The organism is Achromobacter sp. ACM04 (assembly GCF_014851465.1).
GTDB lineage: Bacteria > Pseudomonadota > Gammaproteobacteria > Burkholderiales > Burkholderiaceae_B > Achromobacter > Achromobacter aegrifaciens.
Genome location: NZ_JACUZS010000004.1, coordinates 168,063 through 194,789 on the forward strand (window position 1 = coordinate 168,063; position 26,727 = coordinate 194,789).

General features: G+C 66.4%; 28 protein-coding genes. 18 read left to right on the top strand and 10 right to left on the bottom strand.

Annotated features, from left to right (window positions below; translation table 11 throughout):
• Positions 1–319: 319 nt before the first annotated feature.
• Both IB259_RS22685 and IB259_RS22690 read right to left on the bottom strand, forming a co-directional pair.
• Entirely contained in the window at positions 320–865 is a 546-nt protein-coding gene (locus tag IB259_RS22685) for a hypothetical protein (RefSeq protein ID WP_175213176.1), read from the bottom strand.
• On the bottom strand, positions 865–1,800 hold the full coding sequence (locus IB259_RS22690) for a LysR substrate-binding domain-containing protein (RefSeq protein WP_054458988.1): 936 nt from the start codon (positions 1,798–1,800) through the stop codon (positions 865–867). Before IB259_RS22690 ends, IB259_RS22685 begins: the two co-directional genes overlap by 1 nt.
• A 167-nt stretch (positions 1,801–1,967) precedes the next feature.
• Here IB259_RS22690 and gtdA point away from each other — a divergent pair, with 167 nt between their 5' ends.
• From gtdA to IB259_RS22750, 12 genes are all read left to right on the top strand, one after another.
• Complete coding sequence (gtdA, locus tag IB259_RS22695) at positions 1,968–3,020, top strand: gentisate 1,2-dioxygenase (protein ID WP_192330161.1); 1,053 nt, start codon at positions 1,968–1,970, stop codon at positions 3,018–3,020.
• A 78-nt stretch (positions 3,021–3,098) separates the two neighbouring features.
• The gene (locus tag IB259_RS22700) at positions 3,099–3,797 is read left to right on the top strand and encodes a fumarylacetoacetate hydrolase family protein (protein ID WP_192330163.1); all 699 of its coding nucleotides are present in this window, start codon (positions 3,099–3,101) and stop codon (positions 3,795–3,797) included.
• Positions 3,798–3,814: 17 nt separating this feature from the next.
• Positions 3,815–4,453, top strand: coding sequence for a maleylacetoacetate isomerase (gene maiA / locus IB259_RS22705; RefSeq protein ID WP_054458981.1), 639 nt, complete (start codon positions 3,815–3,817; stop codon positions 4,451–4,453).
• Complete coding sequence (locus IB259_RS22710) at positions 4,450–4,833, top strand: chorismate mutase (RefSeq protein WP_054458979.1); 384 nt, start codon at positions 4,450–4,452, stop codon at positions 4,831–4,833. Before maiA ends, IB259_RS22710 begins: the two co-directional genes overlap by 4 nt.
• Entirely contained in the window at positions 4,826–5,815 is a 990-nt protein-coding gene (locus IB259_RS22715; RefSeq protein ID WP_192330164.1) for a tripartite tricarboxylate transporter substrate binding protein, read from the top strand. The genes IB259_RS22710 and IB259_RS22715 overlap by 8 nt, the downstream gene beginning before the upstream one ends.
• Positions 5,816–5,861: 46 nt before the next feature.
• On the top strand, positions 5,862–7,214 hold the full coding sequence (locus IB259_RS22720; RefSeq protein ID WP_054458974.1) for an FAD-dependent oxidoreductase: 1,353 nt from the start codon (positions 5,862–5,864) through the stop codon (positions 7,212–7,214).
• A gap of 18 nt (positions 7,215–7,232) precedes the next feature.
• Positions 7,233–8,444, top strand: coding sequence for a 3-hydroxybenzoate 6-monooxygenase (locus IB259_RS22725; RefSeq protein ID WP_192330165.1), 1,212 nt, complete (start codon positions 7,233–7,235; stop codon positions 8,442–8,444).
• Between the two features lie 29 nt (positions 8,445–8,473).
• Entirely contained in the window at positions 8,474–9,649 is a 1,176-nt protein-coding gene (locus tag IB259_RS22730) for an ABC transporter substrate-binding protein (protein WP_054458970.1), read from the top strand.
• 62 nt (positions 9,650–9,711) lie between these two features.
• A complete protein-coding gene (locus IB259_RS22735) occupies positions 9,712–10,626 on the top strand; it encodes a branched-chain amino acid ABC transporter permease (protein ID WP_082401347.1) in 915 nt (304 codons plus the stop codon).
• 11 nt (positions 10,627–10,637) lie between these two features.
• Entirely contained in the window at positions 10,638–11,606 is a 969-nt protein-coding gene (locus IB259_RS22740; RefSeq protein WP_054458968.1) for a branched-chain amino acid ABC transporter permease, read from the top strand.
• Positions 11,599–12,351 (top strand): ABC transporter ATP-binding protein, encoded by a 753-nt coding sequence (locus IB259_RS22745; protein WP_119450289.1) that lies wholly within the window; start codon positions 11,599–11,601, stop codon positions 12,349–12,351. Before IB259_RS22740 ends, IB259_RS22745 begins: the two co-directional genes overlap by 8 nt.
• Positions 12,351–13,043: an ABC transporter ATP-binding protein gene (locus IB259_RS22750; RefSeq protein ID WP_054458964.1), complete on the top strand. Its 693-nt coding sequence runs from the start codon at positions 12,351–12,353 to the stop codon at positions 13,041–13,043. Before IB259_RS22745 ends, IB259_RS22750 begins: the two co-directional genes overlap by 1 nt.
• Here the strand turns inward: IB259_RS22750 and IB259_RS22755 are convergent.
• The 6 genes from IB259_RS22755 to IB259_RS22780 all read right to left on the bottom strand — a co-directional run bounded on the left by IB259_RS22755 (position 13,040) and on the right by IB259_RS22780 (position 19,260).
• The gene (locus tag IB259_RS22755) at positions 13,040–13,402 is read right to left on the bottom strand and encodes a glyoxalase superfamily protein (RefSeq protein WP_192330166.1); all 363 of its coding nucleotides are present in this window, start codon (positions 13,400–13,402) and stop codon (positions 13,040–13,042) included. The genes IB259_RS22750 and IB259_RS22755 overlap by 4 nt on opposite strands.
• Positions 13,403–13,836: 434 nt before the next feature.
• Positions 13,837–14,853: a tripartite tricarboxylate transporter substrate binding protein gene (locus IB259_RS22760; protein ID WP_054458959.1), complete on the bottom strand. Its 1,017-nt coding sequence runs from the start codon at positions 14,851–14,853 to the stop codon at positions 13,837–13,839.
• 166 nt (positions 14,854–15,019) lie between these two features.
• Positions 15,020–15,760 carry an amino acid ABC transporter ATP-binding protein gene (locus IB259_RS22765; RefSeq protein ID WP_042795434.1) on the bottom strand — a complete coding sequence of 247 codons (741 nt, stop codon included), beginning with the start codon at positions 15,758–15,760 and terminating at the stop codon, positions 15,020–15,022.
• A gap of 60 nt (positions 15,761–15,820) precedes the next feature.
• Positions 15,821–16,921 carry an amino acid ABC transporter permease gene (locus IB259_RS22770; RefSeq protein WP_054458957.1) on the bottom strand — a complete coding sequence of 367 codons (1,101 nt, stop codon included), beginning with the start codon at positions 16,919–16,921 and terminating at the stop codon, positions 15,821–15,823.
• A gap of 1 nt (position 16,922) precedes the next feature.
• The gene (locus IB259_RS22775) at positions 16,923–18,113 is read right to left on the bottom strand and encodes an amino acid ABC transporter permease (protein WP_054458955.1); all 1,191 of its coding nucleotides are present in this window, start codon (positions 18,111–18,113) and stop codon (positions 16,923–16,925) included.
• A gap of 130 nt (positions 18,114–18,243) precedes the next feature.
• The gene (locus tag IB259_RS22780; protein WP_054458953.1) at positions 18,244–19,260 is read right to left on the bottom strand and encodes an amino acid ABC transporter substrate-binding protein; all 1,017 of its coding nucleotides are present in this window, start codon (positions 19,258–19,260) and stop codon (positions 18,244–18,246) included.
• Between the two features lie 291 nt (positions 19,261–19,551).
• Here IB259_RS22780 and IB259_RS22785 point away from each other — a divergent pair, with 291 nt between their 5' ends.
• The 6 genes from IB259_RS22785 to IB259_RS22810 all read left to right on the top strand — a co-directional run bounded on the left by IB259_RS22785 (position 19,552) and on the right by IB259_RS22810 (position 24,877).
• Entirely contained in the window at positions 19,552–20,310 is a 759-nt protein-coding gene (locus IB259_RS22785; protein WP_054458951.1) for a cell division ATP-binding protein FtsE, read from the top strand.
• A complete protein-coding gene (locus tag IB259_RS22790; RefSeq protein WP_054458949.1) occupies positions 20,307–21,215 on the top strand; it encodes an ABC transporter permease in 909 nt (302 codons plus the stop codon). The genes IB259_RS22785 and IB259_RS22790 overlap by 4 nt, the downstream gene beginning before the upstream one ends.
• A gap of 287 nt (positions 21,216–21,502) precedes the next feature.
• The gene (cheD, locus tag IB259_RS22795; RefSeq protein ID WP_119450287.1) at positions 21,503–22,282 is read left to right on the top strand and encodes a chemoreceptor glutamine deamidase CheD; all 780 of its coding nucleotides are present in this window, start codon (positions 21,503–21,505) and stop codon (positions 22,280–22,282) included.
• A gap of 26 nt (positions 22,283–22,308) precedes the next feature.
• Positions 22,309–22,860 (top strand): RNA 2',3'-cyclic phosphodiesterase, encoded by a 552-nt coding sequence (gene thpR, locus IB259_RS22800; protein WP_225590533.1) that lies wholly within the window; start codon positions 22,309–22,311, stop codon positions 22,858–22,860.
• A gap of 47 nt (positions 22,861–22,907) precedes the next feature.
• On the top strand, positions 22,908–23,468 hold the full coding sequence (locus IB259_RS22805; RefSeq protein WP_192330167.1) for a 5'-3'-deoxyribonucleotidase: 561 nt from the start codon (positions 22,908–22,910) through the stop codon (positions 23,466–23,468).
• Positions 23,469–23,539: 71 nt separating this feature from the next.
• On the top strand, positions 23,540–24,877 hold the full coding sequence (locus tag IB259_RS22810) for an NAD(P)H-dependent oxidoreductase (protein WP_054458944.1): 1,338 nt from the start codon (positions 23,540–23,542) through the stop codon (positions 24,875–24,877).
• A gap of 33 nt (positions 24,878–24,910) precedes the next feature.
• Here the strand turns inward: IB259_RS22810 and IB259_RS22815 are convergent, their stop codons facing one another.
• Positions 24,911–25,657, bottom strand: a complete 747-nt coding sequence (locus tag IB259_RS22815; protein ID WP_054458942.1) for a FadR/GntR family transcriptional regulator — start codon at positions 25,655–25,657, stop codon at positions 24,911–24,913.
• Positions 25,658–25,764: 107 nt separating this feature from the next.
• Complete coding sequence (locus IB259_RS22820) at positions 25,765–26,502, bottom strand: SDR family NAD(P)-dependent oxidoreductase (protein WP_013396517.1); 738 nt, start codon at positions 26,500–26,502, stop codon at positions 25,765–25,767.
• Positions 26,503–26,727: the final 225 nt, after the last annotated feature.

The following is a 26,727-nucleotide window of genomic DNA, read 5'->3' on the forward strand; positions in this document are numbered from 1 at the left end:
ACCCACTAGCCGTGGCGAGAATGCCAAACACACCGACCGCCCCAGCGCCCGTGAAGATTCATACATCGGAGCCTGTCGCGTCGGCGGCCTGCGGGGCGCGGGGCGTCGATAAGCCCGAGGGAATCTGAAGGGAAGGCCGAAGGCCTGGACGAAGATGACGACGGGGGGGCCGCCGAGGCAAGTCCGGAGCGAATGCTCCGGACCGCAATCGTTGCCCCGCGCCCCGCAGGCCGCCGACGCGACGGGCGCCTTAAGAACCTACAGCCTCTTCAAGAACCCACAGCCTCCTCAAGAACCCACAGCCTCAAAAACCAAACCATCACCCCCGCCGCTCCATATACCTCCGCGCCATCTGATACCCCGCAAACACATAAAACCCATTGCTATTGAGCACCAGCCAAGCCCCCAACCCGCCAAGCAAAGCCACCACCGGCCCCACCGCCCGAACATCTCCCTGCGTCCACGCGATCACGCCCAGGAAGCCGACAGCAATCAAGCCCAAGGCCAGCCGCTTCAGCACCACCAGGCCGAATGCATGCCCGCCCATGAAGGCCACCACGCCAATGGCCAACGCCAGGGCCGTCGCCGCACAGACCAGCACCAGCGCGAACGCCGCCAACGCCGGCCCCGCGCCGCGCAGCAGCAGGCTCAGCAGACCTATCCCCACGCCCAGCCCGCCTGTCATCACCAACACCGCCAACACCAGCGGCGACCACATCCCCGGCGGCGCGCGACGCGCATCCATCTCCGCCACGAAGCGATGCATCGCCGCCGACGCAGCCGGTTGGTCCTGATCCGGCAGCGCCGCCTCCAGCTTGCGGCACTGCGCGATCAACGCGTTCAGGCCCGCCCGCGGCGCCTCCATCATGCCCTCGCCGCGCCCGGCGCATGTTCCGCCACCGTGCTGCGCAAGGCCGCCATTGCCTCCTGCACCGCGATCGGACGGAACGCATCCTCGCGCCAGTACATCGCCACCGACCCGAAGCCCGACAGACGCACCGGAATGATCCGCATCGCCCGCATCTGCGAAAACCGCAGCGCCGCCCGGTGCGAAGCCACCCCGATCATGTCGCTGTTATTGATCAACGTGAGATTGATGGTCACCGAATTCGATTCGACGTGGTCCGGCGGCGGCGCCTGGCCCGCCGCCGCCAGCGCCGCGTCCACCGCATTGCGGATAGGCGTGCCTTTTGGCCACAGGATCCAGCGGTAAGACAGCAGGTCTGGCCAAGAGGGCTGCTCGATCGCGAACAGCGGATGGCGCGGCCGCGCAACCAGGTGGATGGGTTCCAGGTACAGGGCCTCGAAGCGGATCGCCGGGTCGTGATGCTCCGGCGCCGAACGCCCCACCACGATGTCCAGGTCGCCCTGCGCCAACTGCGCCAGCAGCTGGTCGGTCGTACCCTCCACCAGCTTCACGCGGGCCTGCGGCATGCGCTCGAGCAGCTTCATCACCGCCAGCGGCACGGTGTCCGACGCCGACGCGCCCGACGCGCCTATCACCACCCGGCCGCCGCCGCCCTCGCGCAATGCCGCCATGTCCGCGCTGGCGCGATCCAGTTGCGCCTCCACCCGCTGGGCATGCGCGATCAGCACGTCGCCGTGCGGCGTGGGCCGCAGGCCGCGCGCGTGCCGTTCGAACAGCGGCAGCCCGATGTCGTCTTCCAGATCCTTCAGCCACTTGGACAAGCCCGGCTGCGTCGTATTGAGCATCGCCGCCGAATGGCTGATGTTGCGGGTCTGGGCCAGGCTGAGCAGCATTTTCAGATTGCGCAGGCGCAACCGGTGGGTCCAGTCCATGCAGGCCCTCGTCTCGTCTATGTATATTCTTATTGGTATGGATAATAAGATAAATTCATTTCAAAACACATAGCTCCTTACGCATAATCGTCTCCATATCAGGACCAGCCGCGAGCCACGCGGCGGCCACGCGAAGCCGGCGCCAGCCGGACATTCCGGAGACAAGCATGCCCGACGGTCACACCCCCGGCGCGGACCGCGCCGCCTATTACGCACGCATCGCCAGAAAACACATGGCTCCCTTGTGGGAGTCGCTGCACAACCTGGTGCCGCGCGAACCCGCGCCGCGTTGCGTCCCCGCCATCTGGAAGTACGAAGACGTGCGCGACGACGTCATGGCGTCCGGCTCGCTCATCACGGCGGAAGAAGCCGTGCGGCGCGTGCTCATCCTGGAGAATCCCGGCCTGCCCGGCCAGGCCAGCATCACGCAGAGCCTGTATGCGGGCCTGCAGCTGATCCTGCCTGGCGAAATCGCGCCCAGCCACCGCCATACGCAGTCGGCGCTGCGCTTCATCGTCGAAGGCCGCGGCGCCTACACCGCGGTCAACGGCGAACGCACCACCATGCACCCCGGCGACTTCATCATCACACCGTCATGGACCTGGCATGACCATGGCAACGCCGAAGCCGCCGAAGGCGGCGAGCCAGTGGTCTGGCTGGACGGCCTGGACATTCCGCTGCTGCGCTTCCTGGACGCGGGTTTCGCCGAAAACTATCCCTCGGCCACACAACCCGTGACCCGCCCCGAGGGCGACAGCATGGCGCGCTACGGCCACAACATGGCGCCCGTGCGCCACCAGACCTCCAGCGGCACATCGCCCATCTTCAACTACCCCTATGAACGCAGCCGCGAAGCCCTGGACCAGCTCTACCGCCACGGCGAACTGGACCCCTGGGACGGCGTGAAGCTGCGCTACCTGAATCCGGCCACCGGCGGCTACCCCATGCCGACCATGGCGACCTTCATGCAGTTCCTGCCCGCCGGATTCCAGGGCAAGACCTACCGCAGCACCGACTCCACGGTCTACAGCGTGGTCGAAGGCCGCGGCACCGCGCGCATCGGCGACCAGGAATTCCACTTCGGCCCGCGCGACGTCTTCGTCGCGCCGTCCTGGCAGCCCGTGCAGCTGGCCGCGCTGGACGACGCCACCCTGTTCAGCTATTCCGACCGCCCGGTGCAGGACGCGCTGGGCGTGTGGCGCGAAGCGCGCGTCGGCTAAAGGCCGGCGCGCTCCCTCCACTTCCGTATCAGGCCGGGGCCGCGCCAGGCCCCGCCCCGCATTCCTCAAAGGTGACCCATGTCTTTCGTCTTCGACCCCGCCGCTCCCATCGCCGTGCCCGTTGCCGGCAGCCAGGACAGCTTCCCCGTGCGCCGCGTCTATTGCGTCGGCCGCAACTATGCCGCCCATGCCCGCGAAATGGGCTTCGACCCCGACCGCGAACCGCCGTTCTTCTTCTGCAAACCGGCCGACGCCGTGGTGCCGGTGGCTGAAGGCAGCACCCTGTCGCTGCCCTATCCTTCCGAGACCGCCAATCTGCACTATGAGATCGAACTGGTGGCGGCCATTGGCAAGGGCGGCGCCAACATCGCCGTCGACGACGCGCTGCAGCACGTCTGGGGCTATGCCGTGGGCCTGGACATGACCCGCCGCGACCTGCAGATGAAGATGCGCGAAGCCGGTCGGCCCTGGGAACTGGGCAAGGCCTTCGACCTGAGCGCGCCCATCGGCCCCCTGCATCCTGCCGGCGCGGTCAAGAACATCGGCCAGGCCGCCATCTGGCTGCAGGTCAACGGCGCCGACAAGCAAAGAAGCGACATCGGCAAGCTGATCTGGTCCGTCGCCGAAACCGTCGCCTACCTGTCCAAGTACTTCCGCCTGGAAGCCGGCGACCTGATCTACACCGGCACCCCCGAAGGCGTGGGTCCGGTGGTGCGCGGCGACAAGATGGTCGGCGGCGTGGACGGCCTGGGCACGCTCAGCGTGCAGATGGTGTGAACCTTCCAGGAACCCGCATGCAACTGCACAGCTTCTTCAATAGTTCCACCTCCTATCGCGTGCGCATCGCGCTGGCGCTCAAGGGTTTGCCGTACGAGTACCTGCCTGTGAACCTGCGCAAGCAGGAGCAGCGCGCGGCGGATTACGTGGCCAAGAATCCTTCCGCGGGCGTGCCGCTGCTGATCGATGGCGACACCCAGCTGTCGCAGTCGCTGGCCATCGTCGACTACCTGGACGCCACCCATCCCGAGCCGCGCCTGATCCCGGCCGGCACGCTGGAGCGCGCCCGCGTGCTGGAGCTTTCCGACGCCATCTCCTGCGACATCCACCCCGTCAACAACATGCGCATCCTGCGCTATCTGCAGGACGTGCTGGGCGCCAGCGAAGAACAGAAGAACGCCTGGTATCACCACTGGATCCGCGAGGGCATGACGGCTGTGGAAGCGCTGCTGGCGCGCCACGGCCATGGCGCCTACTGCTACGGCGACGCGCCCACCCTGGCGGACTGCTGCCTGGTGCCGCAGATGGCGAACGCCCAGCGCATGGGCTGCGACCTGTCGGCCTATCCGCGCGCCATGCGCGTCTATGAACACTGCAATGCGCAGCCCGCCTTCCAGCAGGCGGCTCCCACCCAGCAACCGGACTACACCAAGTGAGCAACCAGGAACCCGACACCCAGGGCGCGCCGCTGCGCGAATACACCGATCCCGCCTACCGCCCGCTATGCGCCAACCTGGCGGAAGTGCGCGCCAACATCGACAGGCTGGACGATGAGATCGTGCGCCTGATCGCCGAACGCGCCATGTATGTGAAGGACGCCGCGCGCTTCAAGCGCGACGCCTTCCAGGTCAGCGCCCCGGCCCGCCAGGCCCAGGTCTTCGAAAAGGCGCGCCTGCTGGCCGAACGCCACAACCAGGGTTTCGCCAACCTGGACCAGGTGGTGGACGCCACCTATCGCGCCATGGTCGCGGCCTTCATCGCCAACGAACAAACCTACTTCAACACCATGAAGGATCTCGGAGACACCCATGCATAAGCCCTACGCGCGCCGTATCGCCGCCCATGCCCTGATCCTGGGACTGGCCGCGCTTGCGCCGCTGGCCGCCGCGCAGGCGCAGGCCTGGCCGGCCCAGCCGCTCAAGGCCATTGTGCCCTTCGGCCCGGGCTCCAGCCCCGACCAGGTGGCGCGCATCGTTGGCGAAAAGGCGGGCGCCATCCTGGGCCAGAGCATCGTCATCGAGAACAAGCCGGGCGCCAGCGGCAACATCGGCACCTATGCCATCGCCAACGCCAAGCCCGACGGCTATACCTTCGGCGTGTCCATTACCGGCCCGCTGGTCAACAATACTCTGCTGTTCGACAAGCTGCCCTATGCGCCGGCAACCGACCTGGCGCCGCTGACGCTGGCGGTGCACCAGCCCAATGTGCTGGTCGTGCCCCTCTCGGCCGGCATCGACAACATCGGCCAGTTGCTGGAAGCGCTGAAGAAGAATTCGGACAAATACAACTTCCCTTCCACGGGCGCCGGCACGGTGTCGCACCTGGCCGTGGAACTGATGCTGCAGCAGACCGGCGCGCGCGCCACCCACGTGCCCTATCCCTCGTCGCCCGCGGCGCTGACCTCGCTGCTGTCCGGCGACACGCAGTTCGCCGCGCTGCCGCCCATCGCCGTCATGCCCATGGTGAAGGATGGACGCCTGAAGGCCCTGGCCGTCACCTCCTCCAAGCGCTCCGCCCTGCTGCCCGACATCCCGACGCTGGCCGAAGTCGGCGTGCCGGGCATCGAGGGCTCGGCGTGGATCGGCTTCGTGATCTCGTCCAAGGTTCCCGCCGACATCCAGAAGAAGCTGTCCGACGCGCTGATCCAGGCCATCCGTGATCCCGAGGTCACCAAGCGCCTGCAGGCCCAGTTCATGGATCCCGCCGGCACCACACCCGCCGAGTTCCGCGCCTACATGGACGACGAACTCAAGCGCTGGGAGCCGCTCATCAAGAAGCTGGGCATCAAGGGCCAGTAAACCGGCGCCCGGCCACGCCGCGCAACCCAAACAAGGAGAACACGGGATGCTCATCACCGAACCCGCCCGCCAGGTTCCGCTCTACGGCGAATATGAGGTCGTCGTGCTGGGCGGCGGCCCCGCCGGCCTGTTGGCCGCCGCCAGCGCCGCGCGCAACGGCGCCAGCGTGCTGCTGGTGGAACGCTACGGATTCCTGGGAGGGATGGGCACGGCGGCCGGCGTATCCAACTTCTGCGGCCTGCACGCGAACATCCGGGGCGACATCCGCCAGGTGGTCCACGGCATGACGGACGACCTGCTGGACCGCATGCGCGCCATGGACGGGCTCAACGAGCCTCACCTGATCCTGGGCAAGATCCACGCCCAGGCTTATGACATCTCGGCCTTCAAGTGCGCCGCCGACGGGCTGGTCCAGGCCAGCGGCGCACAGGTGCTGTTCCATGCGCTGGCCACCGGCCTGGCGCGCGGCGCCGACGGCAACGTGGATGCGCTCTTCCTGGAAACCAAGTCCGGCCGCTGCGCCGTGCGCGCCAAGGTCTATATCGATTGCTCGGGCGACGCCGATATCGCCCAATGGGGCGGCCTGCCCTTCGAGAAGGGCGACGAGCACGGCGGCATGCTCTATCCCACGCTGATGTTCAAGGTCGGCAATGTCGACGGCGCCCGCGCGCAGGAAGCCTGGAAGACCATCCCCCAGCTGATGGACCAGGCTGCGGCCAGCGGCGAATTCACCTTCCCGCGCCGCGGCGCCATCGTGCGCCCGCAAAAACACGACTACGAGTGGCGGGTCAACGTGACCCAGCTGGCCAACGCCGACGGCAGCGCGGCCGACGGCACCGACGCCGATTCCCTGTCGGCCGGCGAACTCGAAGGCCGCCGCCAGATCGTGCAATACCTCGCCTTCCTGCGCGCCAAGGTGCCGGGCTTCGAGAACGCCTATGTGCTGGACATCGCGCCGCAGCTGGGCATCCGCGAGACCCGCCGCATCGTGGGCGAGGCCGTTCTGAGCAAGGAAGACGTGTTGGGCTGCGCCGACTTTCCGGACAGCATCGGCGTCAATGGCTGGCCGCTGGAAATGCACACGGCCGGCGACGTGCAATGGCTCTGGCCGCCGATCCCCGAGTCCCGCGGCTATAACCAGCTGCCATTCCGCATGATGGTGCCCAAACGCGCCCCGGGCGTGGCGGGCAATGTGCTGGTGGCCGGGCGCTGCGCCTCGATGACGCACGAAGGCCAGTCGGCGGCGCGCGTAAGCGGCAGCTGCTTCGTCATGGGCGAGGCCGCGGGCACGGCGGCTGCCATGGCGCTGCGCGCCGGCATCGCCCCCGGTGACGTGCCCATTTCCGCCTTGCAGGCGCAGCTGGTGAAACAAGGCGTGTTCCTGGGCGGCCAGGACTGAACGGCGCGGAGGCCATACATGAACGCAACGCAAACCGATAAATCCGTGATCGTGGTGGGCGGCGGCATCGGCGGCCTGGCCGCGGCGCTGGCGCTGACCCGGCAAGGCATCGCCGTGCAGCTGCTGGAGCAGGCCGCGCACATCGGCGAAATCGGCGCCGGCATCCAGCTCGGTCCCAACGCCTTCGCGGCGCTGGACGCCCTGGGCGTGGGCCAGACCGCGCGCGCCCGCGCCGTGTTTACCGACGACATCATCATGATGGACGCGGTGGACGCCCGCGAAGTGGTGCGCATCGATACCGGCGAGGCCTTCCGCGAGCGCTTCGGCGGCCCCTATGCCGTGATCCATCGCGCCGACATTCACTTGTCCATCCTGGAGGCCGTGCAGCAGAATCCGCTGATCAGCTTTCGCACCTCCACCCAGATTGCCTCCATGTCGCAGGACGACAAGGGCGTGGAAGTCGTGGACACCCAGGGCAACCGCTATCGCGCCGACGCCGTAGTAGGCGCGGACGGCGTGAAGTCCGTGATCCGCGAACGCATGGTGGGCGACCCGGCGCGCGTGACCGGCCACGTGGTCTACCGCGCCGTGGTCGAACGCGAGAACATGCCCGAGGAGCTGCGCATCAACGCCCCCGTGCTGTGGGCTGGCCCGCACTGCCATCTGGTGCACTACCCCTTGCGCGGCGGCCAGCAATACAACCTGGTGGTGACTTTCCACAGCCGCGAACAGGAAGAATGGGGCGTGCGCGAGGGCAGCAAGGAAGAAGTGCTGTCCTACTTCCAGGGCATCCACCCGCGTCCGCACCAGATGCTGGACCGCCCCACGTCCTGGAAGCGCTGGGCCACCGCCGACCGCGAGCCCGTGGAACGCTGGGGCCAGGGGCGCGTGACCATTCTGGGCGATGCAGCCCATCCCATGACGCAATACATGGCCCAGGGCGCCTGCATGGCGCTGGAGGACGCGGTGACATTGGGCGAAGCCGTGAAGCAATGCGGCCAAGACCTGGAGGCCGCGTTCCGCCTGTACGAATCCGTCCGCATCCCGCGCAGCGCGCGGGTGGTGTGGTCCACGCGCGAAATGGGCAGGCTCTATCACGCGCGGGGCGTCGAACGCACCGTGCGCAACATGCTGTGGACCGGCCGCAGCCAGTCCCAGTTCTACGACGCGTTGCAGTGGCTGTACGGCTGGAAGGTGGAAAACTGCCTCGCGGGGCAATCCTCTCAATAGAAAAAATGCAGGCACCCAAGGAGACAACCATGAGAAAAACCGCAATCCGCGGCAGCGCCGCCCTCGTGCTTGCGCTGACCGCGTTCGCGGCCGGCGCGCAGCAAAAGCCGGTCGACATCGGCTTCATCGGCACCCTGTCCACGCCCGCCGGCTACATCGGCGAAGACGAGCGCGACGCCTTCATGCTGGCGGTCAAGGAAGGCGGCGGCAAACTCGGCGGCGTGCCGGTCAATGTGCGCGTGGAGGACGACGCGCTCAAGCCCGCCAACGCCAAGCAGATCGCCGACAAGATGGTGCAGGGCGGCGTGCGGCTGTTCACGGGCATCAACTTCTCCAACGTCATGGCGGCCGTGGGGCCGACCGTGCTGAACGCGGGCGGCTTCTATGTCAGCCTGAACGCGGGCCCCTCCAACTACGCCGGCAAGGCCTGCAACCCGAACTACTTCTCGGTGGCGTTCCAGAACGACTCCTACGCCGACACCGCGGGCCTTGCCGCCAACGAGCTGGGCGCCAAGCGCGTGGTCATCATGGCGCCCAACTACCAGGCCGGGCGCGATGCGGTGGCCGGCTTCAAGCGCACCTACAAGGGCGAGATCGCCGACGAGATCTACACCAAGCTGGAACAGGCCGACTTCTCGGTGGAACTGGCGCGCATCCGCTCGCTCAATCCCGACGCCATCTTCCAGTTCCACCCCGGCGGCGCGGGCATCAACCTGACCAAGCAATTCGCCAACTCCGGCCTGGCCGACAAGATCCGCATGATCACGCCCATCTACTCGATGGACGACCGCATGCTGGCCGCGACCGGCAATGCCGGCAAGGGCTTCTACCTGAGCTCGTTGTGGAGCGCGGATCTCGACAACCCGCAGAGCAAGCATTTCGTCGAAGCCTTCACCAAGGCCTACAACCGCGCGCCCACCGCCTATGCGGCCCAGGCCTACGACACCGCCAACCTGATCGGCTCCGCACTGAAGGCCGTGGACGGCGACATCACCGGCCGCGCTGACGACTTCCGCAACGCGCTGCGCCGCGCCGACTTCCCCAGCGTGCGCGGCAAGTTCAAGTTCGGCCCCAACCAGCACCCGATCCAGGACTGGTACCTGCTGCACATCGAGGCCGGCCCCGACGGCAAGCTGGTCTACAAGAACCTGAAGGTCATCGCCCGCGACCATACCGACGTGCACGCCGCCGACTGCAAGATGTAAGTCCGCACGACGCCCGGCGGATTGCGCGCAGTCCGCCGGGTCCACTCCACGAGGAGTCCCCAATGCTGATGTTCCTGGAGCAGGTCTTGAATGGCCTGCAGTACAGCGCATTGCTGTTCCTGCTGTCGGCGGGCTTGACGCTGGTGTTCGGCATCATGAACGTCATCAACCTGACGCACGGTTCGTTCTACATGGTCGGCGCGTTCTGCGCGGCCAGCGCCGCGGCGGCCACCGGATCGTTCCTGGCCGCGCTGCTGGCGGCGCTGGCGGGCGCGGCGCTCTATGGCCTGGTGGTGGAGTTGCTGGTGATCCGCCATCTGTACCGCCGCGACCACCTGGACCAGGTGCTGGCCACGCTGGGCCTGACGCTGTTCACCAACGAGATGGTGACGGTGCTGTTCGGCCGCAGCCCGCCCTTCATGGACATCCCGCCCTTCCTGTCGGGCTCGGTGGAGATCCTGCCCGGCCTGAACTATCCCCTCATGCGGCTGGCCTTTATCGGCGCTGGCGTGCTGGTGGCGCTGGGGCTGTGGCTGCTGATCTCGCGCACGCGCGTCGGCATGCTGGTACGCGCGGGCGCCGACGACGGCGAAATGGTCGACGCGCTGGGCGTGAACATCCAGCGCCTGTTCACGCTGATCTTCACGCTAGGCGCCCTGCTCTGCGGCTTTGCCGGCGTGATGGCCGCGCCGCTCCTGGCGGTGGAGATCGGCATGGGCGAGCGCATCCTCATCACCACCTTCGTGGTTATCGTGGTGGGTGGCGTGGGTTCGGTGCGCGGCGCGCTGGTCGGTTCTCTGATGATAGGCATGACCGATGCGCTGGGGCGCGCCTACATCCCGTTCTGGATGTCGCGGCTGCTGCCGCCGGAGCTGTCGGACTCGGCGAGTTCCAGCCTGGTTTCGGCCAGCATCTACATCCTGATGGCCATCGTGCTGCTGTTCAAGCCGCGCGGCCTGGTGCCCGCGCAGCGATAGGAACGATACCCATGACCAGAAAAACCATCGTCAACACGATTGGACTGCTGCTGTTCGTGCTGGTGCCGGCCATCGCGTCGGCCACGGGCGAGAGCTTCCTGATCAACCTGATGACCCGCTTTCTCATCTACGCCATCGCCGCCGTCAGCCTGGACCTGATCCTGGGCTACGGCGCCATGGTCAGCTTCGGCCATGCCGCCTTCTTCGGGCTGGGCGGCTATGTGATCGGCATCGCGGGCTTTCACCTGAGCCAGGGCGACACACTGTTCGGCTGGAGCGGCAGCAACGCGGCGCTGGTGATGTGGCCGCTGGCCATCGCTGCCGCCGCCCTCGCCGGCCTGGTGGTCGGCTTCCTGTCGCTGCGGACCTCGGGCGTGCAGTTCATCATGATCACGCTGGCCTTTGGACAGATGCTGTACTTCATCCTGGTCGGCCTGATGGTCTACGGCGGCGACGATGGCCTGTCCATCGACACGCGCAACACCCTGCCCGGCCTGGACATGAACAACCCCACCGCCTTCTATTACGTCTGCCTGGCGCTCATGACGGCCTGGATCCTGGCCTGCCGCCGCATCGTCAATTCGCCCTTCGGCATGGCGCTGCAAAGCATCAAGCAGAATCCGCGCCGCAGTATCGGACTGGGCCTGGCACCGCTGCGCTACCGGCTCACCGCCTTCGTGCTGTCGGCCGCGGGCACCGGGCTGGCGGGCGCCCTGTGGGCCAACTACGCGCTCTTCGTCAGCCCCGACATGTCGTCCTGGCAGAAGTCCGGCGAACTCATGGCCATGGTGATCCTGGGCGGCATGGGGTCCATCTTTGGCCCCGTACTGGGCGTGGCCGTGTACCTGGGCCTGGAACAGGTCGCCACCGCCTGGACCGAACACTGGATGCTGATCCTGGGGCCTGTGCTGGTGCTGGTGGTGCTGTTCGGCAAGCGCGGCGTCTATGGCTGGCTGGTGGGAGGCAAGCACCATGACTGATCATCCCAAGCTGGAAATCCGCGACCTGCAGAAATCCTTCGGCGCCGTGCGCGCGACCCAAGGCGTCAACCTGCAGGTCCGGCCCGGCGAACTGCATGCGCTCATCGGCCCCAACGGCGCGGGCAAGACCACGCTGCTGTCGCAGATCAGCGGCGAGATCCTGCCGGACTCGGGCGACATCCTGCTGGATGGCCGCGACATCACCCGCATGCCCGCCCACAAGCGGCCCGCGGCCGGGCTGGCGCGTTCGTTCCAGATCAGCCAGCTCTACCCCGCCTTCAGCGCCGAGGACAACGTCGCCATGGCGGTGCAGGCGCACAGCCCCGGCGGCTTCAACCTGTGGAAGAACGCCCGCCGCCTGCCGCAACTGCGCCAACCCGCCAGAGAGGCGCTGGAACGCGTCGGCCTGGGCGGCCGCGCCCACGTACGGGTTTCGGAACTGGCCCACGGCGAAAAGCGCCAGCTGGAACTGGCGATGGCCTTGTCGCTGGATGCCTCGCTGTTGCTGCTGGACGAGCCCATGGCCGGCATGGGCGCCGAGGAATCCCAACGCATGACCGCCCTGCTGCAGGAGCTGAAGGGCCGCTACGCCATCCTGCTGGTCGAACACGACATGGACGCCGTCTTCGCCCTGGCCGACCGGATCACCGTGCTGGTCTACGGCAAGACCATCTTTACAGGCACGCCGGACGAGGTGCGCCACCATCCCGACGTGCGCGCCGCCTATCTGGGCGAGGAGGACTGATGCTGCAACTCAAGCAACTGCAGGCCGGCTACGGCGCGAGCAAAGTGCTGTTCGGCGTGGACCTGGACATCGCCGCGCGCCAGGTCGTATCCCTGATCGGCCGCAACGGCATGGGCAAGACCACCACCGTCAAGACCATCATGGGCATGCTGCCCGCCCAGGGCGGCAGCATCCTGCTCGACGGCCAACCCATCGCGGGCCAGGCCCCGCACCGCATCGCCCAGCTGGGCATCGGCCTGGTACCCGAAGGCCGCCGCGTCTTCGGCTCGCTGTCGGTGGAAGAAAACCTGATCGCCACCGCCCGCAACACCCGCGCCGGCTGGCACGTCGGCCGCGTCTTCGACCTGTTCCCGCGCCTGAAGGAGCGCCGCGCCCAATCCGCCCGCACGCTGTCCGGCGGCGAACAACAAATGCTCGCCGTCGGCCGCGCCCTCCTCATCAACCCGCGCCTGCTCATCCTGGACGAAGCCACCGAAGGCCTGGCGCCGCTGATCCGCCACGAAATCTGGAACTGCCTGCGCCGCCTGAAGGAGGAAGGCCAGACCATCCTGGTGATAGACAAGAACCTGAAGGAAATGGCGACGCTCGTCGACCGCCACCACGTCCTGGAAAAGGGCCGCGTGGTCTGGCAAGGCAGCCCCGCGGAGCTCGCCGCGCAGCCCGAACTCGCGCAGCGCTACCTGGGCGTCTAGTCGGACGATTCGCAAAAACTCAGCCGATTCCCGAACGGATCGATGACCGCCATCACCCGCCCCCACGGCATCTCTTCCACGCCCGGCCGCATATAGCCATAGCCCTTGACGTTCACCTCGGCCTGGAACTCGTCCACGCCCTGCATCCGCACGAACACCGCGGATCCGGGCGTGGCGTCGCCGTGGTGTTCGCTCAGGTGCAGCACCAGGTCGCCGCGATGCACTTGCGCATACAGCGGCATGCCCGGCTCGAAGCGATGCTCCCAGTCCCATTCGAACCCCAGGAAATCCAGATAGAACTCACGCGCCTTCTCGACGGAGAAAATGCGCAGAATGGGAATGGCAGCTTGCAGGTGCATGACGCCCTCTGGTCAGTAAGCAAGGACTATCAGCATAGACCACAAGCCGCACCGCAAAGCGCAACGCACACAGCATCACGACGCAAGCCACCGCGTAAGCCCCAAAAGGCCGCCCGCGCGGCCGGCCTGGGGCGGGCCCCGCAAGACACGCCCCCCCACACAGATGTCGGCAAGAACCAGAAGAACCCCAATCGCCCCAGCCGACGTCAAGTTTCAACCGCCGGAGTCCGTCGCGTCGGCGGCCCGCGGTGTGCGGGGCGTCGATAAGCCCGAGGGAATCTGAAGGAACCGCCGCAGGCGGTGACGAAGATGACGCAGGGGGGGGCCGCCGAGGCAAGTCCGGAGCGAACGCTCCGGACCGCAATCGCAGCCCCGCACACCGCGGGCCGCCGACGCGACGGGCGTCTAAAGAACCACCCGGCGCTAAACAAACATCAATTCAAACTAGCCCCCGAGATCTTCACAATCTCCTGATACTTCGCCTTCTCCCCCTTAACGAACTCAGCAAACGCCTCAGGCGTCATCGGCGCAGCCTCAGACCCCATCGTCAACAAGCGCTGCTTCACATCCGCCTGCTGCATAGCATCGGCATAAGCCTTGTTCAGCTTAGCCACCACCGGCGCCGGCGTGCCGCCCGTCGTGAACACCCCGAACCAGGTCCCCAGGTCAAAGCCCTTGATCCCCGACTCTTCCACCGTAGGCACATCCGCCAGCAGCGAAGAACGCTTGGCAGTCGTCACGGCCAATGCCTTGACCTTGCCGTCCTTGATCAGCGGCGCCGAAGCCGCCAGGTTGTCGAACATGAAATCCGACTGTCCCGACAGCAGCGCCAACTGCGCAGGCGCCGCGCCCTGGTAAGGAATGTGCTCGACATTGATCCCCGCGCGCGCCTTCAGCAGCTCGCCCGACAGATGGCCCGCGCTGCCGTTGCCGCCCGAACCGTAGTTCAGCTTGCCCGGATTCTTCTTGGCATAGTCGATCAGATCGGCCAGCTTCTCGATCTTGTTCTTCTGCGCGAACTCGACGTTCATCACCAGCACATTGGGCACCGAGGCCACGATGGTCACCGGCGCGAAGTCCTTCACCGGGTCATACGGCAGATTGGCGAACAGCCAGGGATTGATGGCGTGGGTCGCGACCGCGCCCATCACCAGCGTGTAGCCGTCGGCCGGCGCCTTGGCCACCAGGTCGGCGCCGATGTTGCCGCCCGCGCCCGAACGGTTCTCCACGATGACCGGTTGGCCCAGCGAGCCGCGCACCTTCTCGGCCAGCATGCGGGCCATGGTGTCCAGCGGGCCGCCAGGCGGGTAAGGCACGACGAAGCGCAACGGCTTGGTCGGGAAATCGGTGGCCTGGGCCAGCGCCGGGGCGCCGAAAGGCAGGGTGGCGGCCAGCGCCACGGCGCCTTGCAACAGGGCGCGGCGCACAGCGCTGCGGGGGGTCTGCGTCATGATGTTGTTCTCCTCGCTTCGGATCAATAGCGGTCAGTAGCATACCGCAGCGAGGAATAAGGCGTAACAAAGAGATACCAGCAGAACCCCCGGCTGTTCACGCCGCTGCCCCGTCACGGCAACCCGCCGCCCCAAGAAAAAACCGCCCGAAGGCGGTTTTGAAGCATCAGTGCAGGATCTGGCTCAAGAAGAGCTTGGTCCGGTCGTTCTGCGGATTGTCGAAGAACTCGTCCGGGCTGTTCTGCTCGATGATCTCGCCGCGGTCCATGAAGATCACGCGGTTGGCGACCTTGCGCGCGAAGCCCATTTCGTGGGTCACGCAGATCATGGTCATACCGCTTTCCTGCGCCAGGTTGACCATCACGTCCAGCACCTCCTTGACCATTTCCGGGTCCAGCGCCGAGGTCGGCTCATCGAACAGCATGATCTTGGGGCTCATGCACAGCGAACGCGCGATCGCCACACGCTGCTGCTGGCCGCCCGAGAGCTGGCCAGGGAATTTCTTGGCCTGGTCCGGAATGCGCACGCGCTCCAGGTACTTCATGGCCGTGGCCTCGGCTTCCGCGCGCGGCTTCTTCAGCACCCACATGGGCCCCAGCGTCAGGTTTTCCAGCACGGTCAGGTGCGGGAACAGGTTGAAGTGCTGGAACACCATGCCGACGTCCTTGCGGATGGTCTCGATGTGCTTGAGATCGTTGGTGAGCTCCGTGCCGTCCACGATGATGTGGCCCTTCTGGTGCTCTTCCAGGCGGTTGATACAGCGGATCATGGTGGATTTGCCCGAGCCCGACGGCCCGCACACCACGATGCGCTCACCCGGCGCGACGTCCAGGTTGATGTTGCGCAGCACGTGGAACTGGCCGTACCACTTGTTCACGTCCTGCAATTTGATGATGGCATCAGACATGCCTGTACTCCCGTAAGTATCGCGGTGCGCGTCCGCCCGGGGCGGACGCGCTGCAAAGTTCTAGCGTGCGTGTCCCGTGGCCAGGCGTTTTTCCAGCGCCTGGCTGTACTTGGACATGGAGAAGCAGAAGACGAAGTAGATGAGCGAAATGAACAGGTACGCCTCCACCCCGAATCCGCGCCATGCCGCGTCGGACAAGGCCGCCTTGGCCGCCAGCGTCAGGTCGAAGATGCCGATGATCACCACCAGCGAGGTGTCCTTGAACAGCGCGATGAAAATGCTGACCAGCGGCGGGATCACGATCTTCAGCGCCTGCGGCAGGATGATCTTGCGCATCTGCTGCCAGTAGTTCAGGCCCAGCGAATCCGCGCCCTCGTACTGGCCCTTGGGAATCGCCTGCAAGCCGCCGCGCACCGTTTCGGCGATGTACGCCGCCGCGAACATGATGATCGCGATCTGCGCGCGCAGCAGCTTGTCGATGGAGAAGCCTTCGGGCAGGAACAGCGGCAGCATCACCGAGGACATGAACAGCAGGCTGATCAGCGGCACGCCGCGGATCAGCTCGATGTACACGACGCACAGCGCCTTGATGGCAGGCATCTTGGAGCGCCGGCCCAGGGCCAGCAGCACGCCGATGGGGAAGGCGAAGGCGATGCCGAACGTGGACAGGATCAGCGTCAGCGGCAGGCCGCCCCAGCGCGCGTTTTCCACGTAGGTCAGGCCGAACACGCCGCCCCACATCAGGAGCGCCACGGCCGTCAGGCCCACGGTCCAGATGACGGCGAGCTTCCAGTTCCAGAAGCGCCGGATGCCGCTGCAGACGATCACGGCCACCAGGATGATGGTTGCGATCAGCGGACGCCATTGCTCGTCGTAGGGATAGGTGCCGAACAGGATCAGCCGGTGCTTCTCGATGATGAACGCCCAGCAGGCGCCCCCGGAAGCGCGGCACTCCTGCGCGTTGGCCGCGGAGAAGTTCGCCTTGATGAAGGCCCATTCCACCAGCGCCGGCACTGCCATCAGCAGGAACCACGCCAGCAGCACCGTGATGAGGATATTCAGCGGCGAGGAGAACAGGCGCGACTTGATCCAGGCCCAGGCGCCCACCTGGGTGCTGGGCGGCGGCAGGCCTTCGGCGGGGATATGCGAAGTGCTGCTCATATCAACGCTCCACCAGCGCGATGCGCTTGTTGTACCAGTTCATGAATATCGAGATCGACAGGCTGACCGTGAGGTACGCGGCCATGATGATGAGGATGCCCTCGATGGCCTGGCCGGTCTGGTTCAGCGTGGTGTTCACCACCGACACGATGTCGGGGTAGCCGATGGCCACCGCGAGCGAACTGTTCTTGGTCAGGTTCAGGTACTGGCTGGTCATCGGCGGGATGATCACGCGCAGCGCCTGCGGCAGCACCACCAGGCGCAGCACCTGCTTGCGGCGCAGGCCCAGCGAGCCGGCAGCTTCCCACTGCCCGTTGTTGACCGCCTGGATGCCTGAACGCACGACCTCGGCAATGAAGGCCGAGGTGTAGATCACCAGGCCCGCCATCAGGGCGGCGAATTCCGGCGACAAGGTCAGGCCGCCCGAGAAGTTGAAGCCCTTGAGCTCCGGCATGTCCAGGGTCAGCGAAGCGCCGCTGACCAGCCAGCCGATGATGGGAAAGCCGATGAGCAGGCCGATGGCGGCGCGGCCCAGCGGGAACACGCGGCCGGTGGCCTCCTGGCGCTTCTTGCCCCAATGGCCCAGCAGGATGATCGCCACGATGGCCAGGCCCAGTCCGGCCAGCATCCAGTCCAGCGAATTGCCTTCCAGCCCCGGCACCTTCAAGCCACGGTTGGAGATGAAGACGCCGGGCAGCGGATTGTGCGCCTGGCGCGGACCGGGCATGTTTTCCGTGATCAGCGCGTACCAGAAGAACAGCTGCAGCAGCAGCGGCACGTTGCGCATTATCTCGACATAGACCGAGGTGATCTTGGCGACCAGCCAGTTCTTGGACAGGCGGCCGATGCCGATGAGCGTACCGAGGATGGTCGCCAGCACGATGCCGATAACGGCTACGCGCAGCGTGTTGAGCAGGCCCACCAGGATGGCGCGGCCGTAGGTGTCCGCAGGGGTATAGGCGATGGGCGTTTCGCCGATCGCGAAGCCGGCCTCACGGTCCAGGAAGCCGAAGCCCGTGGCGATGTTGCGCACGGACAGGTTGTGCAGGGTGTTTGAAACCAGGAACCACACGGCCCAGGCCACCGCGGCCAGCGCCAGGACTTGATAGACCACGGAGCGCACCCCGGGATCGTTCCAGTTCAGACGCCGGGGAGGTGCCGATGCAGGCGCGCTTTTATTGGGAGTATTCATGAGTAAATCTACAGAAGTCGGACACCGGGCGGCGAAGCCGGTAGGGCCGCGCCACCCACTCCTGCCACCCGCCCGAGGGCGGGAGAGGAAAAACGGAGCGCCGGGCTCCGTTTTTCCAGGCAGCCGTGTGTTAGCGCACCGGCCAGCCGTACATCAAGCCACCATTCTTGTAGGAAGCGTTCAAGCCGCGCTCCAGCTTCATCGCGCTGCTCTTGCCCAGCGTGCTTTCGAAGCTTTCGCCGTAGTTGCCCACGTTCTTGATGATGTTGTAGGCCCACTTGTCATCCACGCCCAGGTTCTTGCCCATGCCCGGGGTCACGCCCAGGATGCGCTGGATGTTGGGGTTGGGGCTCTTGGCCATTTCCGCGACGTTGGCCTTGGTGATGCCGTATTCCTCGGCTTCGAGCATGGCGTTGAGCGACCAGCGCACGATGTTGAACCATTGCTCGTCGCCCTGGCGGACCATGGGGCCCAGCGGCTCCTTGGAGAAGTCTTCCGGCAGGATCACGTACTTGTCCGGGTTCTCGAGCGTGGTGCGGGTGGAAGCCAGTTGCGACTTGTCGGTGGTGAAGGCGTCGCAGCGGCCGGCCGAGAAGGCGCGGATGATTTCGTCGTACTTGTCGATCACGACCGGCTTGAATTCGATCTTCTGGCCGCGGAACCAGTCAGCCAGGTTCAGTTCGGTGGTGGTGCCGGGCTGCACGCAGATGGTGGCGCCGTTGAGTTCCTTGGCGCTCTTGACGTTCAGGTCCTTGGAGACCATGACGCCCTGGCTGTCGTAGTAGTTCACGCCCACGCCGATCAGGCCCAGCGTGGTGTCGCGCGTCAGCGTGACGGTGGTGTTGCGGGTGAGGACGTCGACTTCGCCGGACTGCAGCGCGGTGAAGCGTTGCTGCGTGTTCAGCGGGGTGAACTTGACCTTGGTGGCGTCGCCGAACATGGTCGAGGCGATGGCGCGGCACAGGTCCACGTCGATGCCCTTGTATTCGCCCTTGCTGTCAGCGATGGAGAACCCCGGGATGCCCGTCGAAACCCCGCACTGGACAAACCCTTTTTTCTTGACGTTATCGAAGGTTGCGCCCGCATTGGCAGCCGCGGATGCAGCGAACAAAGCGGCGCCGATCGCAGCGAGTTTCAGTACTTTCATCGTGTTCTCCGTGTGGGATAAAGCGAAGTCGCAACGCAGGCCGGGTTGGGCCGACGTATGGGGCGGATGGTAGCGTCCGCGCCGCTCGCGGCGCATCCGGGAATTCCCTTGAAATATAGGGACACTGGGTGAAATGAAACGCTGTTTCCTGTCGAAAATGGGGGCACTGTTTGAGCCAGGACAAACGCGCCCGGACGCCTTGCGCGCAAATATTTGTCCGCGCATCGTCCAGGCGGTTTAGGCCACCTTAGTGTCCCCGAGTTACTATTGCGGCTTCATCTGACAGCCGCCATGATCGAATTCCAGCACGTATTCAAATCATATGGTCGCGGCCGCAATATCCTGGCCGACATCAACTTCCGCGTGAGCGCGGGAGAGTTCGTTTTCGTATCCGGGCCGTCCGGCGCGGGCAAGTCCACCTTGCTCAAGCTGATCGGCGGACTGGAGCCCGCCAGCCGGGGGTCGATCCAGGTCAACGGCCAGCGGCTGGACAAGCTGCCCGCCCGCGCCCGGCCGTACCTGCGCCGCGCCGTGGGCGTGATCCTGCAGGACACGCACCTGCTGTTCGATCGCAGCGCGTTCGAAAATGTCATGCTGCCGCTGGCGGTCACGGGCCACGCCTGGGACTCGGCCGCGGCGCGCGCCCGCGCCGCCCTGGACAAGGTGGGGCTGTCCGGCAAGGAAGACCTGAATCCGATCGAACTGTCCGGCGGCGAACAGCAGCGCCTGGCGATCGCGCGGGCCATCGTGAACCGGCCCGCCATCCTGATCGCCGACGAACCCACCGCCAACCTCGACCACGACAACGCGCAGCGCATCATGAATGTGTTCCGCGACTTCAACCGCGTCGGCGTGACCACGCTGATCGCCTCGCACGACCAGGACCTCATGGCGCGCTACGCCACCCGCACCTTGCGCATCGACCCGGGCAAGTTCGCCGACTCCCAGGGTTCCGCAACGCCGCAGCCTGAGGCCGGCGCGGGACAATCCGGCATTGGACAACAGCCGGGCGCCGCGTCCGGCCGCGCCTATCCGGGAGAGTCCGCATGAACGCCTGGCTGCGGCAACACCGCTACGCGCTGCTGGTCACCCTGCGCCGGCTGATCAAGCAACCGTTCTCCTCCCTGGCCAACCTGCTGGTCATGGCCCTGGCGCTGGCCCTGCCCCTGTTGGGCAGTGCCATCCTCGTCTCGGTCCAGCCGGTGGCGCGCCAGATGTCGGTCACCCCCGAAGTCACCGTCTTCATGCGCGTGGACGCCCCCTCGGGCGCCGCCGCGGACGTGGCCAAACGGATCCAGGACGAATTCAAGGACGACGTTCGCGCCGTGCGCGTGGTGGGCCGCGAGGACGCCTTGGCGGATCTGCGCGCCAACCCGGCCTGGCAGCAGGCGCTGGCCGTGCTGCCGGGCAACCCGCTGCCGGACGCAGTGGTGGTGACGCTGGCCGATGGCGACAACCTCGCCGGCCGGGCAGACAAGCTGGCCGCCTCCTGGAAACAATGGAACCACGTCGACCTGGTGCAGCTGGACAGCGCCTGGGTGCAGCGCCTGGAGGCGATCCTGCGCTTTGCCCGCATCGGCCTGGCCTTCCTGGCCGCCTGCGTGGCGGTGGTGGTGCTGGCGACGGTCTTCAATACCGTGCGCATGCAGGCGCTGTCGCAACGCGAGGAAATCGGCGTGGCGCGGCTGGTGGGCGCCACCGAATCCTTCGTGCGCCGCCCCTTCCTCTACCTGGGCGCGCTATCGGGCGCGGTGGCCTCGCTTCTGGCCATCGGCGTGGCGGCGGTCGCGCTGTCGCCACTGAACGACGCCCTGGTGGGGCTGGCCCGCAGCTACGGGGCCGAATTCGCCCTGCACCTTCCGGGCCCGTCCGTGCTGATCGGCGCGGTGGTGGCTTCGGCCGCCCTGGGCGCCCTGTCGGCCCGCTGGTCGGTCACCCGCAGCACGCGCTTCTGACGCGCAGCGCCTAAAGCTCCGTATAAAGCCCCTTCTTCCCCGTGATCCGGGGAACGACTTCCGCCCGCCTGTGTAGGATGCTTGCATGCCTGCCTGCGGGCGTCTTCGGCTTTGGGCCGGGCTGCAAAAACAGGACACATTACTGCGCCCGTTACATAGCAATTCACCCGCTGGAAGCTTGAGTATGCAAGAATAAAGCGACATTTTCTTACATACTTTGATACATTTCTGTTCTCGAGCTGCCACCTTCGTGTCCCAATCGTTGTACTTGCCCTTAATCGAGTCCCATGGCCGCCCGTCTTGAAGCCCGTGCGACGCGCCACTATTTCGACAGCGCGTTCCAGTGTCAGGCGGTGAAAGTACTGCCCAACGAGTACTACGTCACCAACGAAGACCTGATGATCTCGACCGTCCTGGGGTCTTGCGTCGCCGCCTGTATCCACGACCCGATCACGGGCGTGGGCGGCATGAACCATTTCATGTTGCCTGAGGGCGACATGCAGTCGCCCGCCTCGGCCACCATGCGCTATGGCGCCTTCGCCATGGAAGTGCTGATCAACGAACTGCTGAAGGCCGGCGCGGCGCGCGACCGGCTTGAAGCCAAGGTATTCGGCGGCGGCGCCGTGCTGTCCGCCATGCAGCAGATGAACATCGGCGAACGCAACGGCCAGTTCGTGCTGAACTATCTCAGAACCGAAGGCATCCCCGTCAAGGCGCAAGACCTGGGCGACGTGCACGCGCGCCGCATCAACTACTTCCCGCGCGACGGCCGGGTGATGGTCCGCAAGATGGCGCCGCATCATCAGCGCGCCGAGGAAATCATCGCCAAGCGCGAACAGGCGGCCGCCCAGAGCGTGCAGGCCAAGACCGAAACCCCGCAGCGCGTCGAACGCTTCACCCGTCCCGGCGTGGAGCGTTTCGACCGCCCGGCCCGTCCCGGCGTGGAACGCTTCGACCGTCCAGCCCGCCCAGGCGTGGAACGCTTCGACCGTCCAGCCCGCCCAGGCGTGGAACGTTTCGACACCGCCCTGACCCGCCGGCGCCGCACCGAAACCACAAGCGACTGAAGGGCCGCGCACGCGCATTGCGCCGCATGCGCCCCTACAATCAGCGCATGTCCACCGTCCGCCTGTTCTACGCCTTGTGGCCCGCCCCCTCGCTGGCCGCCCAGCTCGCGACCTGGGCAGAGCAGGCTCGACCCAGCTGCGGCGGGCGCGCCATGCGCACGGAAACCCTGCACCTGACCCTGGCCTTCCTTGGGCCGGTGGACGCGGCGCTCGCCGATGAGCTGGCCGCGGCGACACCTGAACGCCGCCTCGCCCCCGAGGACATCATGCTGGACCGCTACGGCGTCTTCGGTCGCCAGCGCATCCTGTGGGCCGGTCCCGGCGACACGCCCGAAGGCCTGCAGGCCGCCCACGATGATCTGTGGCTATGGCTGTCGGGTTTTGGCCTGGCCGCGCCGCCGCAGCCCTTCCGCCCGCACGTCACCCTGCTGCGCAACATCGAGCACTCCAGTCCGCCAGCCGAAGCGCCCGCCCCCCTGCCCTGGCGCTACGACCGCATGGTGTTGGTCGCCTCCGAATCGCAATCGGGCGGCAGCCGCTACCGCATCGTGGCGCAGTCCCGGCCGCAAGACTCCTGACGTTCCGCTCTGGCACAATCAGCCGGTTGCCATCACCCGGGACCGCCATGATCATCCTGCTGGACCAAGACGGCGTGCTCGCCGATTTCGAACACGCCTTCATCGACGCCTGGCGCGCGCGCCATCCGGACATCCCGCCGGTGGCGTTCGAGGACCGCAAGTCTTTCTACATCCGCCAGGATTACGCCCCCGAGCTGCGCGGCATGGCCGAGGCCATCTACACGGCGCCCGGCTTCATCCGCGACCTGCCGCCGGTGCCCGGCGCGCTGGACGCCATACAGGAACTGCTGGCGCTGGGCATGGACGTGCGCATCTGCTCCTCGCCCCTGTCGCAGTTCGAGAACTGCGTGGCGGAGAAGTACCTGTGGGTGGAAAAACACCTGGGCCGCGAAGCGACCAACCGGCTGATCCTGACCAAGGACAAGACCCTGGTGCACGGCCACCTGCTGATCGACGACAAGCCCCTGATCGAAGGCGCGATCAAGCCGCGCTGGAAGCACATCCTGTTCGACGCCCCCTACAACCGCGAGGTGTCGGACCGCCCCCGCATCAGCTGGCAGAACTGGCGCAACGTGCTGGCCGGAGAGCTGTATACGGCAGACGAGTGAGTCCTGTTCAGTAGCCGCGATTTGGGACTATTCTGTGTTGCAGTACCCCCCACCCCGGAGGAGCCCGCGCCATGAATCTGTACCGCCTGCTGAAGCAGCGAGAAGCCGATCACAAGCCCTTGCGTGTTGCCTTGCTGGGCGCCGGAAAGTTCGGCGCGATGTTCATGAGCCAAGCCCCGCGCACGCCGGGAATGAGGCTGGTCGCCGTGGCCGATCTGGCGCCCGACCGGGCCCGCGCGGCGCTAACCCGGGTGGGCTGGCCCGCCAGCGCGCTCAACGCCAGCAGCACCAATGATGCGCTGAAGAACGGCAAGGTCTACTTCAGCGACGATCCCCACGCCGTGATCGCCAGTCCCGATGTCGATATCGTCATCGACGCCACCGGCCAGGCCGCCGCCGGCATCAGCCACGTGCTGGCCTGCTGCGAATACGGCAAGCACATCATCATGGTCAACGTCGAGGCCGACGCGCTGGCCGGCCCCCTGCTGGCGCGGCGCGCGCGCGAGGCCGGCATCGTCTATTCGCTGGCCTACGGCGACCAGCCGGCCCTGATCTGCGAAATGGTGGACTGGGCCCGCGCCAGCGGCTTCGAGGTCATGGCCGCGGGCAAGGGCACCAAGTATCTGCCGGAATTCCATACCTCCACGCCGGACACCGTCTGGCCCTATTACGGCTTCACCGCCGAGATGGTAGCGGCGGGCGACTTCAACGCGCAGATGTTCAACAGTTTCCTGGACGGCACCAAGAGCGCGATCGAAATGGCCGCGGTGTCCAACGCCACGGGCTTGCTGCCCTCGCCATCCGGCCTGCACTTCCCGCCCTGCGGCGTGGACGATCTGGCGCGCGTGCTGCGGCCGCGCGAAAGCGGCGGCATCCTGCACCATCGCGGCCAGGTCGAGGTGATTTCCTCGCTGGAGCGCGACGGCCGCCCGGTGTTCCGCGACCTGCGCTGGGGCGTGTACGTGACCCTGGCCGCCGACAGCGACTACGTGCGCCGCTGCTTCAAGGAATACGGCCTGGTCACGGACCCCAGCGGCAACTACACCGCCATGTACAAGCCCTATCACCTGATCGGCCTGGAGCTGGGCATCAGCGTGGCCAGCGTGGGCTTGCGCCGCGAACCCACCGGCGCGCCCGCGGGCTGGCATGGCGACGTCGTCGCCACCGCCAAGCGCGACCTGCCGGCCGGCCAGATCCTGGACGGCGAAGGCGGCTACACGGTGTACGGCCGGCTGATGCCGGCGCGCGATTCGGTGGACGAGGGCTATCTGCCGCTGGGCCTGTCGCACCAGGTCAAGTTGAAGAACCCGGTGCGCCAATCGCAGGCGATCCGCTGGGCCGACGTGGAGTACGACGAAAGGTCTACGGCCGTGCAGTTCCGCCGCGAAATGGAACAGACCTTCGCCTAGGACTCACCCGCGCGGCAGGCAGTCCCCGGCGCCCTAGACCGGCGCCGGCCGCTCCGCCTGGAACAGCCGCAAGCGGTCCGCGGCGTTGCGCAGGTGCTGGTCGGCGGCGCGTCCGGCGGCGTCCGGATCGCCTGCGTCGATGGCCGCGAAGATCGCCTGATGCTCGCTCTGCACCGCGGCCATGCGTTCGGTGTACATGCGCGCCGTATTGTTGCGCGCGCTGCGGATGACCCGGCGCACATTGGCTTCCAGGTAATCGTTCAGGGCTACCAGGTGCGGATTATGGGTCGCCTGCACGATGGCATGGTGGAACTGGTAGTCCTCTTCGTCGCCCAGCTTGTCGTTGAGCAGCGCGTATTCCATGCCCACCAGCGCCTGGCGCATCTTCTTCAGATCCGCGTCGGTGCGGCGCTGCGCAGCGTAGCGCGCGGCGGTGACTTCGATGGACAGCATCAGCTCCAGGATATGTTCCAGTTCCTGGTTGTCGCCCGGCGTGGGCGCGGCGATGCGGAACGCGTTCTTCTGGAAGTTCGGATCGACGAACACTCCGCTGCCTTGCTGCGACGTGATCAGGCCTTCGGACTTCAGGCGCGCCAGCGCTTCGCGCACGACGGCGCGGCTGACCGAATAGGTTTCCGTCAGCTGCTTTTCCGTGGGCAGGCGATCGCCGGGTGCGAGCGTCCCCTGGCGGATCTGCTCCGCCAACGCGTCGCCCAGCGCCGCCGAAAGCGAACTCTTGGGCGCGGCGCGCGGCGGATCCTGTTCTTGGTTGGGCTGCATGGTCGAATGGTGGAAACTTGTGGGCGGCGCGCAGACGCGCCGCCTCTTGTTTATGGGAATGCCTGGCGGACCGGACGCGGCATGGGCAGGCGCGCCATCCTGGGACTTTACGCGATATAGATGCCGCCGTTGACCTGCATGACCTCGCCGGTGACGAAACCGGCCAGCGGCGAGCACAGGAACGCGATGGAGCCGGCGATTTCCTCCGCCGTGCCGTAGCGGCGCAGCGGCGTGCTTTCCAGCAGCTGCGCGCCCTTCTGTCCGATCAGGTCCTGCGTCATGGAAGTGGCGATGATGCCCGGCGCGACCGCGTTCACGCGGATCTGCGGCGCCAGCTCCAGCGCCAGGCTGCGCGTGAAGCTCTGCACCGCGCCCTTGGAAGCCGAATAGGCCGCGTGCGCATAGCTGCCGCGCTGGGCCGCCAGCGAGGTCAGCAACACAATGGAGCCGTCGTGGCGCAAATGGCGCTGGGCGGCGCGGCATACATAGAAGGTGCCGTCCAGGTTCACGCGCATCAGCGTGCGCCAAGCCTCGTCGCTGGTGTCCTTGACCAGTTGCTCCGGATAGATGCCGGCGCAATGCACCAGGTGGTCCAGCCCGCCGAAATGCTTGGCCGCCGCCTCGAACACGCGTTCGCAGTCGGCCGACGCCGACACGTCCAGCGCCCGCGTGTAGACGCGCTGTCCGCTGGGGTCCAGCTCGGCCGCGACCTCTTCCAGGCGCGCATTATCGATGTCGGTCAGCACCAGCCGCGCGCCATGCGCCGCCATCAGCCGCGCCGTCGCCAGGCCGATGCCATTGCCCGCGCCGGTGATGGCGGCAACCTTTCCTTCGAACGAAATCATTCTGTCTCCTGTAGCACGCTCGTACGCGGGCTGAGCGCCTTTCCGGCGGTCCCTGGAATTCCGATTGGACTCCCGAAACCGCCGCTTGACACGGGAAAAACGCTTGCCCTATGATTTATCGGACAACTTAATAAAGTTGCCTGACAACTTATTCCGAAAGCGTAAAGCAACTGGCGCTTTCAGGCAAGAGAGTCGGGAACGACACGGCGGCAAGCCGCTACCCAG

Excerpts from the sequence above, each read along its gene's own strand:
- IB259_RS22730 (WP_054458970.1), top strand. The coding sequence starts at position 8,474 with ATGAGAAAAACCGCAATCCGCGGCAGCGCCGCCCTCGTGCTTGCGCTG.
- IB259_RS22735 (WP_082401347.1), top strand. The coding sequence starts at position 9,712 with ATGCTGATGTTCCTGGAGCAGGTCTTGAATGGCCTGCAGTACAGCGCA.
- IB259_RS22815 (WP_054458942.1), bottom strand. The coding sequence starts at position 25,657 with ATGCAGCCCAACCAAGAACAGGATCCGCCGCGCGCCGCGCCCAAGAGT.
- IB259_RS22765 (WP_042795434.1), bottom strand. The coding sequence starts at position 15,760 with ATGTCTGATGCCATCATCAAATTGCAGGACGTGAACAAGTGGTACGGC.
- IB259_RS22740 (WP_054458968.1), top strand. The coding sequence starts at position 10,638 with ATGACCAGAAAAACCATCGTCAACACGATTGGACTGCTGCTGTTCGTG.
- IB259_RS22775 (WP_054458955.1), bottom strand. The coding sequence starts at position 18,113 with ATGAATACTCCCAATAAAAGCGCGCCTGCATCGGCACCTCCCCGGCGT.
- gtdA (WP_192330161.1), top strand. The coding sequence starts at position 1,968 with ATGCCCGACGGTCACACCCCCGGCGCGGACCGCGCCGCCTATTACGCA.
- thpR (WP_225590533.1), top strand. The coding sequence starts at position 22,309 with ATGCGCCCCTACAATCAGCGCATGTCCACCGTCCGCCTGTTCTACGCC.
- IB259_RS22805 (WP_192330167.1), top strand. The coding sequence starts at position 22,908 with ATGATCATCCTGCTGGACCAAGACGGCGTGCTCGCCGATTTCGAACAC.
- IB259_RS22780 (WP_054458953.1), bottom strand. The coding sequence starts at position 19,260 with ATGAAAGTACTGAAACTCGCTGCGATCGGCGCCGCTTTGTTCGCTGCA.
- IB259_RS22725 (WP_192330165.1), top strand. The coding sequence starts at position 7,233 with ATGAACGCAACGCAAACCGATAAATCCGTGATCGTGGTGGGCGGCGGC.
- IB259_RS22785 (WP_054458951.1), top strand. The coding sequence starts at position 19,552 with ATGATCGAATTCCAGCACGTATTCAAATCATATGGTCGCGGCCGCAAT.
- IB259_RS22770 (WP_054458957.1), bottom strand. The coding sequence starts at position 16,921 with ATGAGCAGCACTTCGCATATCCCCGCCGAAGGCCTGCCGCCGCCCAGC.
- IB259_RS22810 (WP_054458944.1), top strand. The coding sequence starts at position 23,540 with ATGAATCTGTACCGCCTGCTGAAGCAGCGAGAAGCCGATCACAAGCCC.
- IB259_RS22720 (WP_054458974.1), top strand. The coding sequence starts at position 5,862 with ATGCTCATCACCGAACCCGCCCGCCAGGTTCCGCTCTACGGCGAATAT.
- IB259_RS22715 (WP_192330164.1), top strand. The coding sequence starts at position 4,826 with ATGCATAAGCCCTACGCGCGCCGTATCGCCGCCCATGCCCTGATCCTG.
- IB259_RS22790 (WP_054458949.1), top strand. The coding sequence starts at position 20,307 with ATGAACGCCTGGCTGCGGCAACACCGCTACGCGCTGCTGGTCACCCTG.
- IB259_RS22685 (WP_175213176.1), bottom strand. The coding sequence starts at position 865 with ATGGAGGCGCCGCGGGCGGGCCTGAACGCGTTGATCGCGCAGTGCCGC.
- IB259_RS22690 (WP_054458988.1), bottom strand. The coding sequence starts at position 1,800 with ATGGACTGGACCCACCGGTTGCGCCTGCGCAATCTGAAAATGCTGCTC.
- IB259_RS22820 (WP_013396517.1), bottom strand. The coding sequence starts at position 26,502 with ATGATTTCGTTCGAAGGAAAGGTTGCCGCCATCACCGGCGCGGGCAAT.
- IB259_RS22700 (WP_192330163.1), top strand. The coding sequence starts at position 3,099 with ATGTCTTTCGTCTTCGACCCCGCCGCTCCCATCGCCGTGCCCGTTGCC.
- IB259_RS22755 (WP_192330166.1), bottom strand. The coding sequence starts at position 13,402 with ATGCACCTGCAAGCTGCCATTCCCATTCTGCGCATTTTCTCCGTCGAG.
- maiA (WP_054458981.1), top strand. The coding sequence starts at position 3,815 with ATGCAACTGCACAGCTTCTTCAATAGTTCCACCTCCTATCGCGTGCGC.
- cheD (WP_119450287.1), top strand. The coding sequence starts at position 21,503 with ATGGCCGCCCGTCTTGAAGCCCGTGCGACGCGCCACTATTTCGACAGC.
- IB259_RS22760 (WP_054458959.1), bottom strand. The coding sequence starts at position 14,853 with ATGACGCAGACCCCCCGCAGCGCTGTGCGCCGCGCCCTGTTGCAAGGC.
- IB259_RS22745 (WP_119450289.1), top strand. The coding sequence starts at position 11,599 with ATGACTGATCATCCCAAGCTGGAAATCCGCGACCTGCAGAAATCCTTC.
- IB259_RS22750 (WP_054458964.1), top strand. The coding sequence starts at position 12,351 with ATGCTGCAACTCAAGCAACTGCAGGCCGGCTACGGCGCGAGCAAAGTG.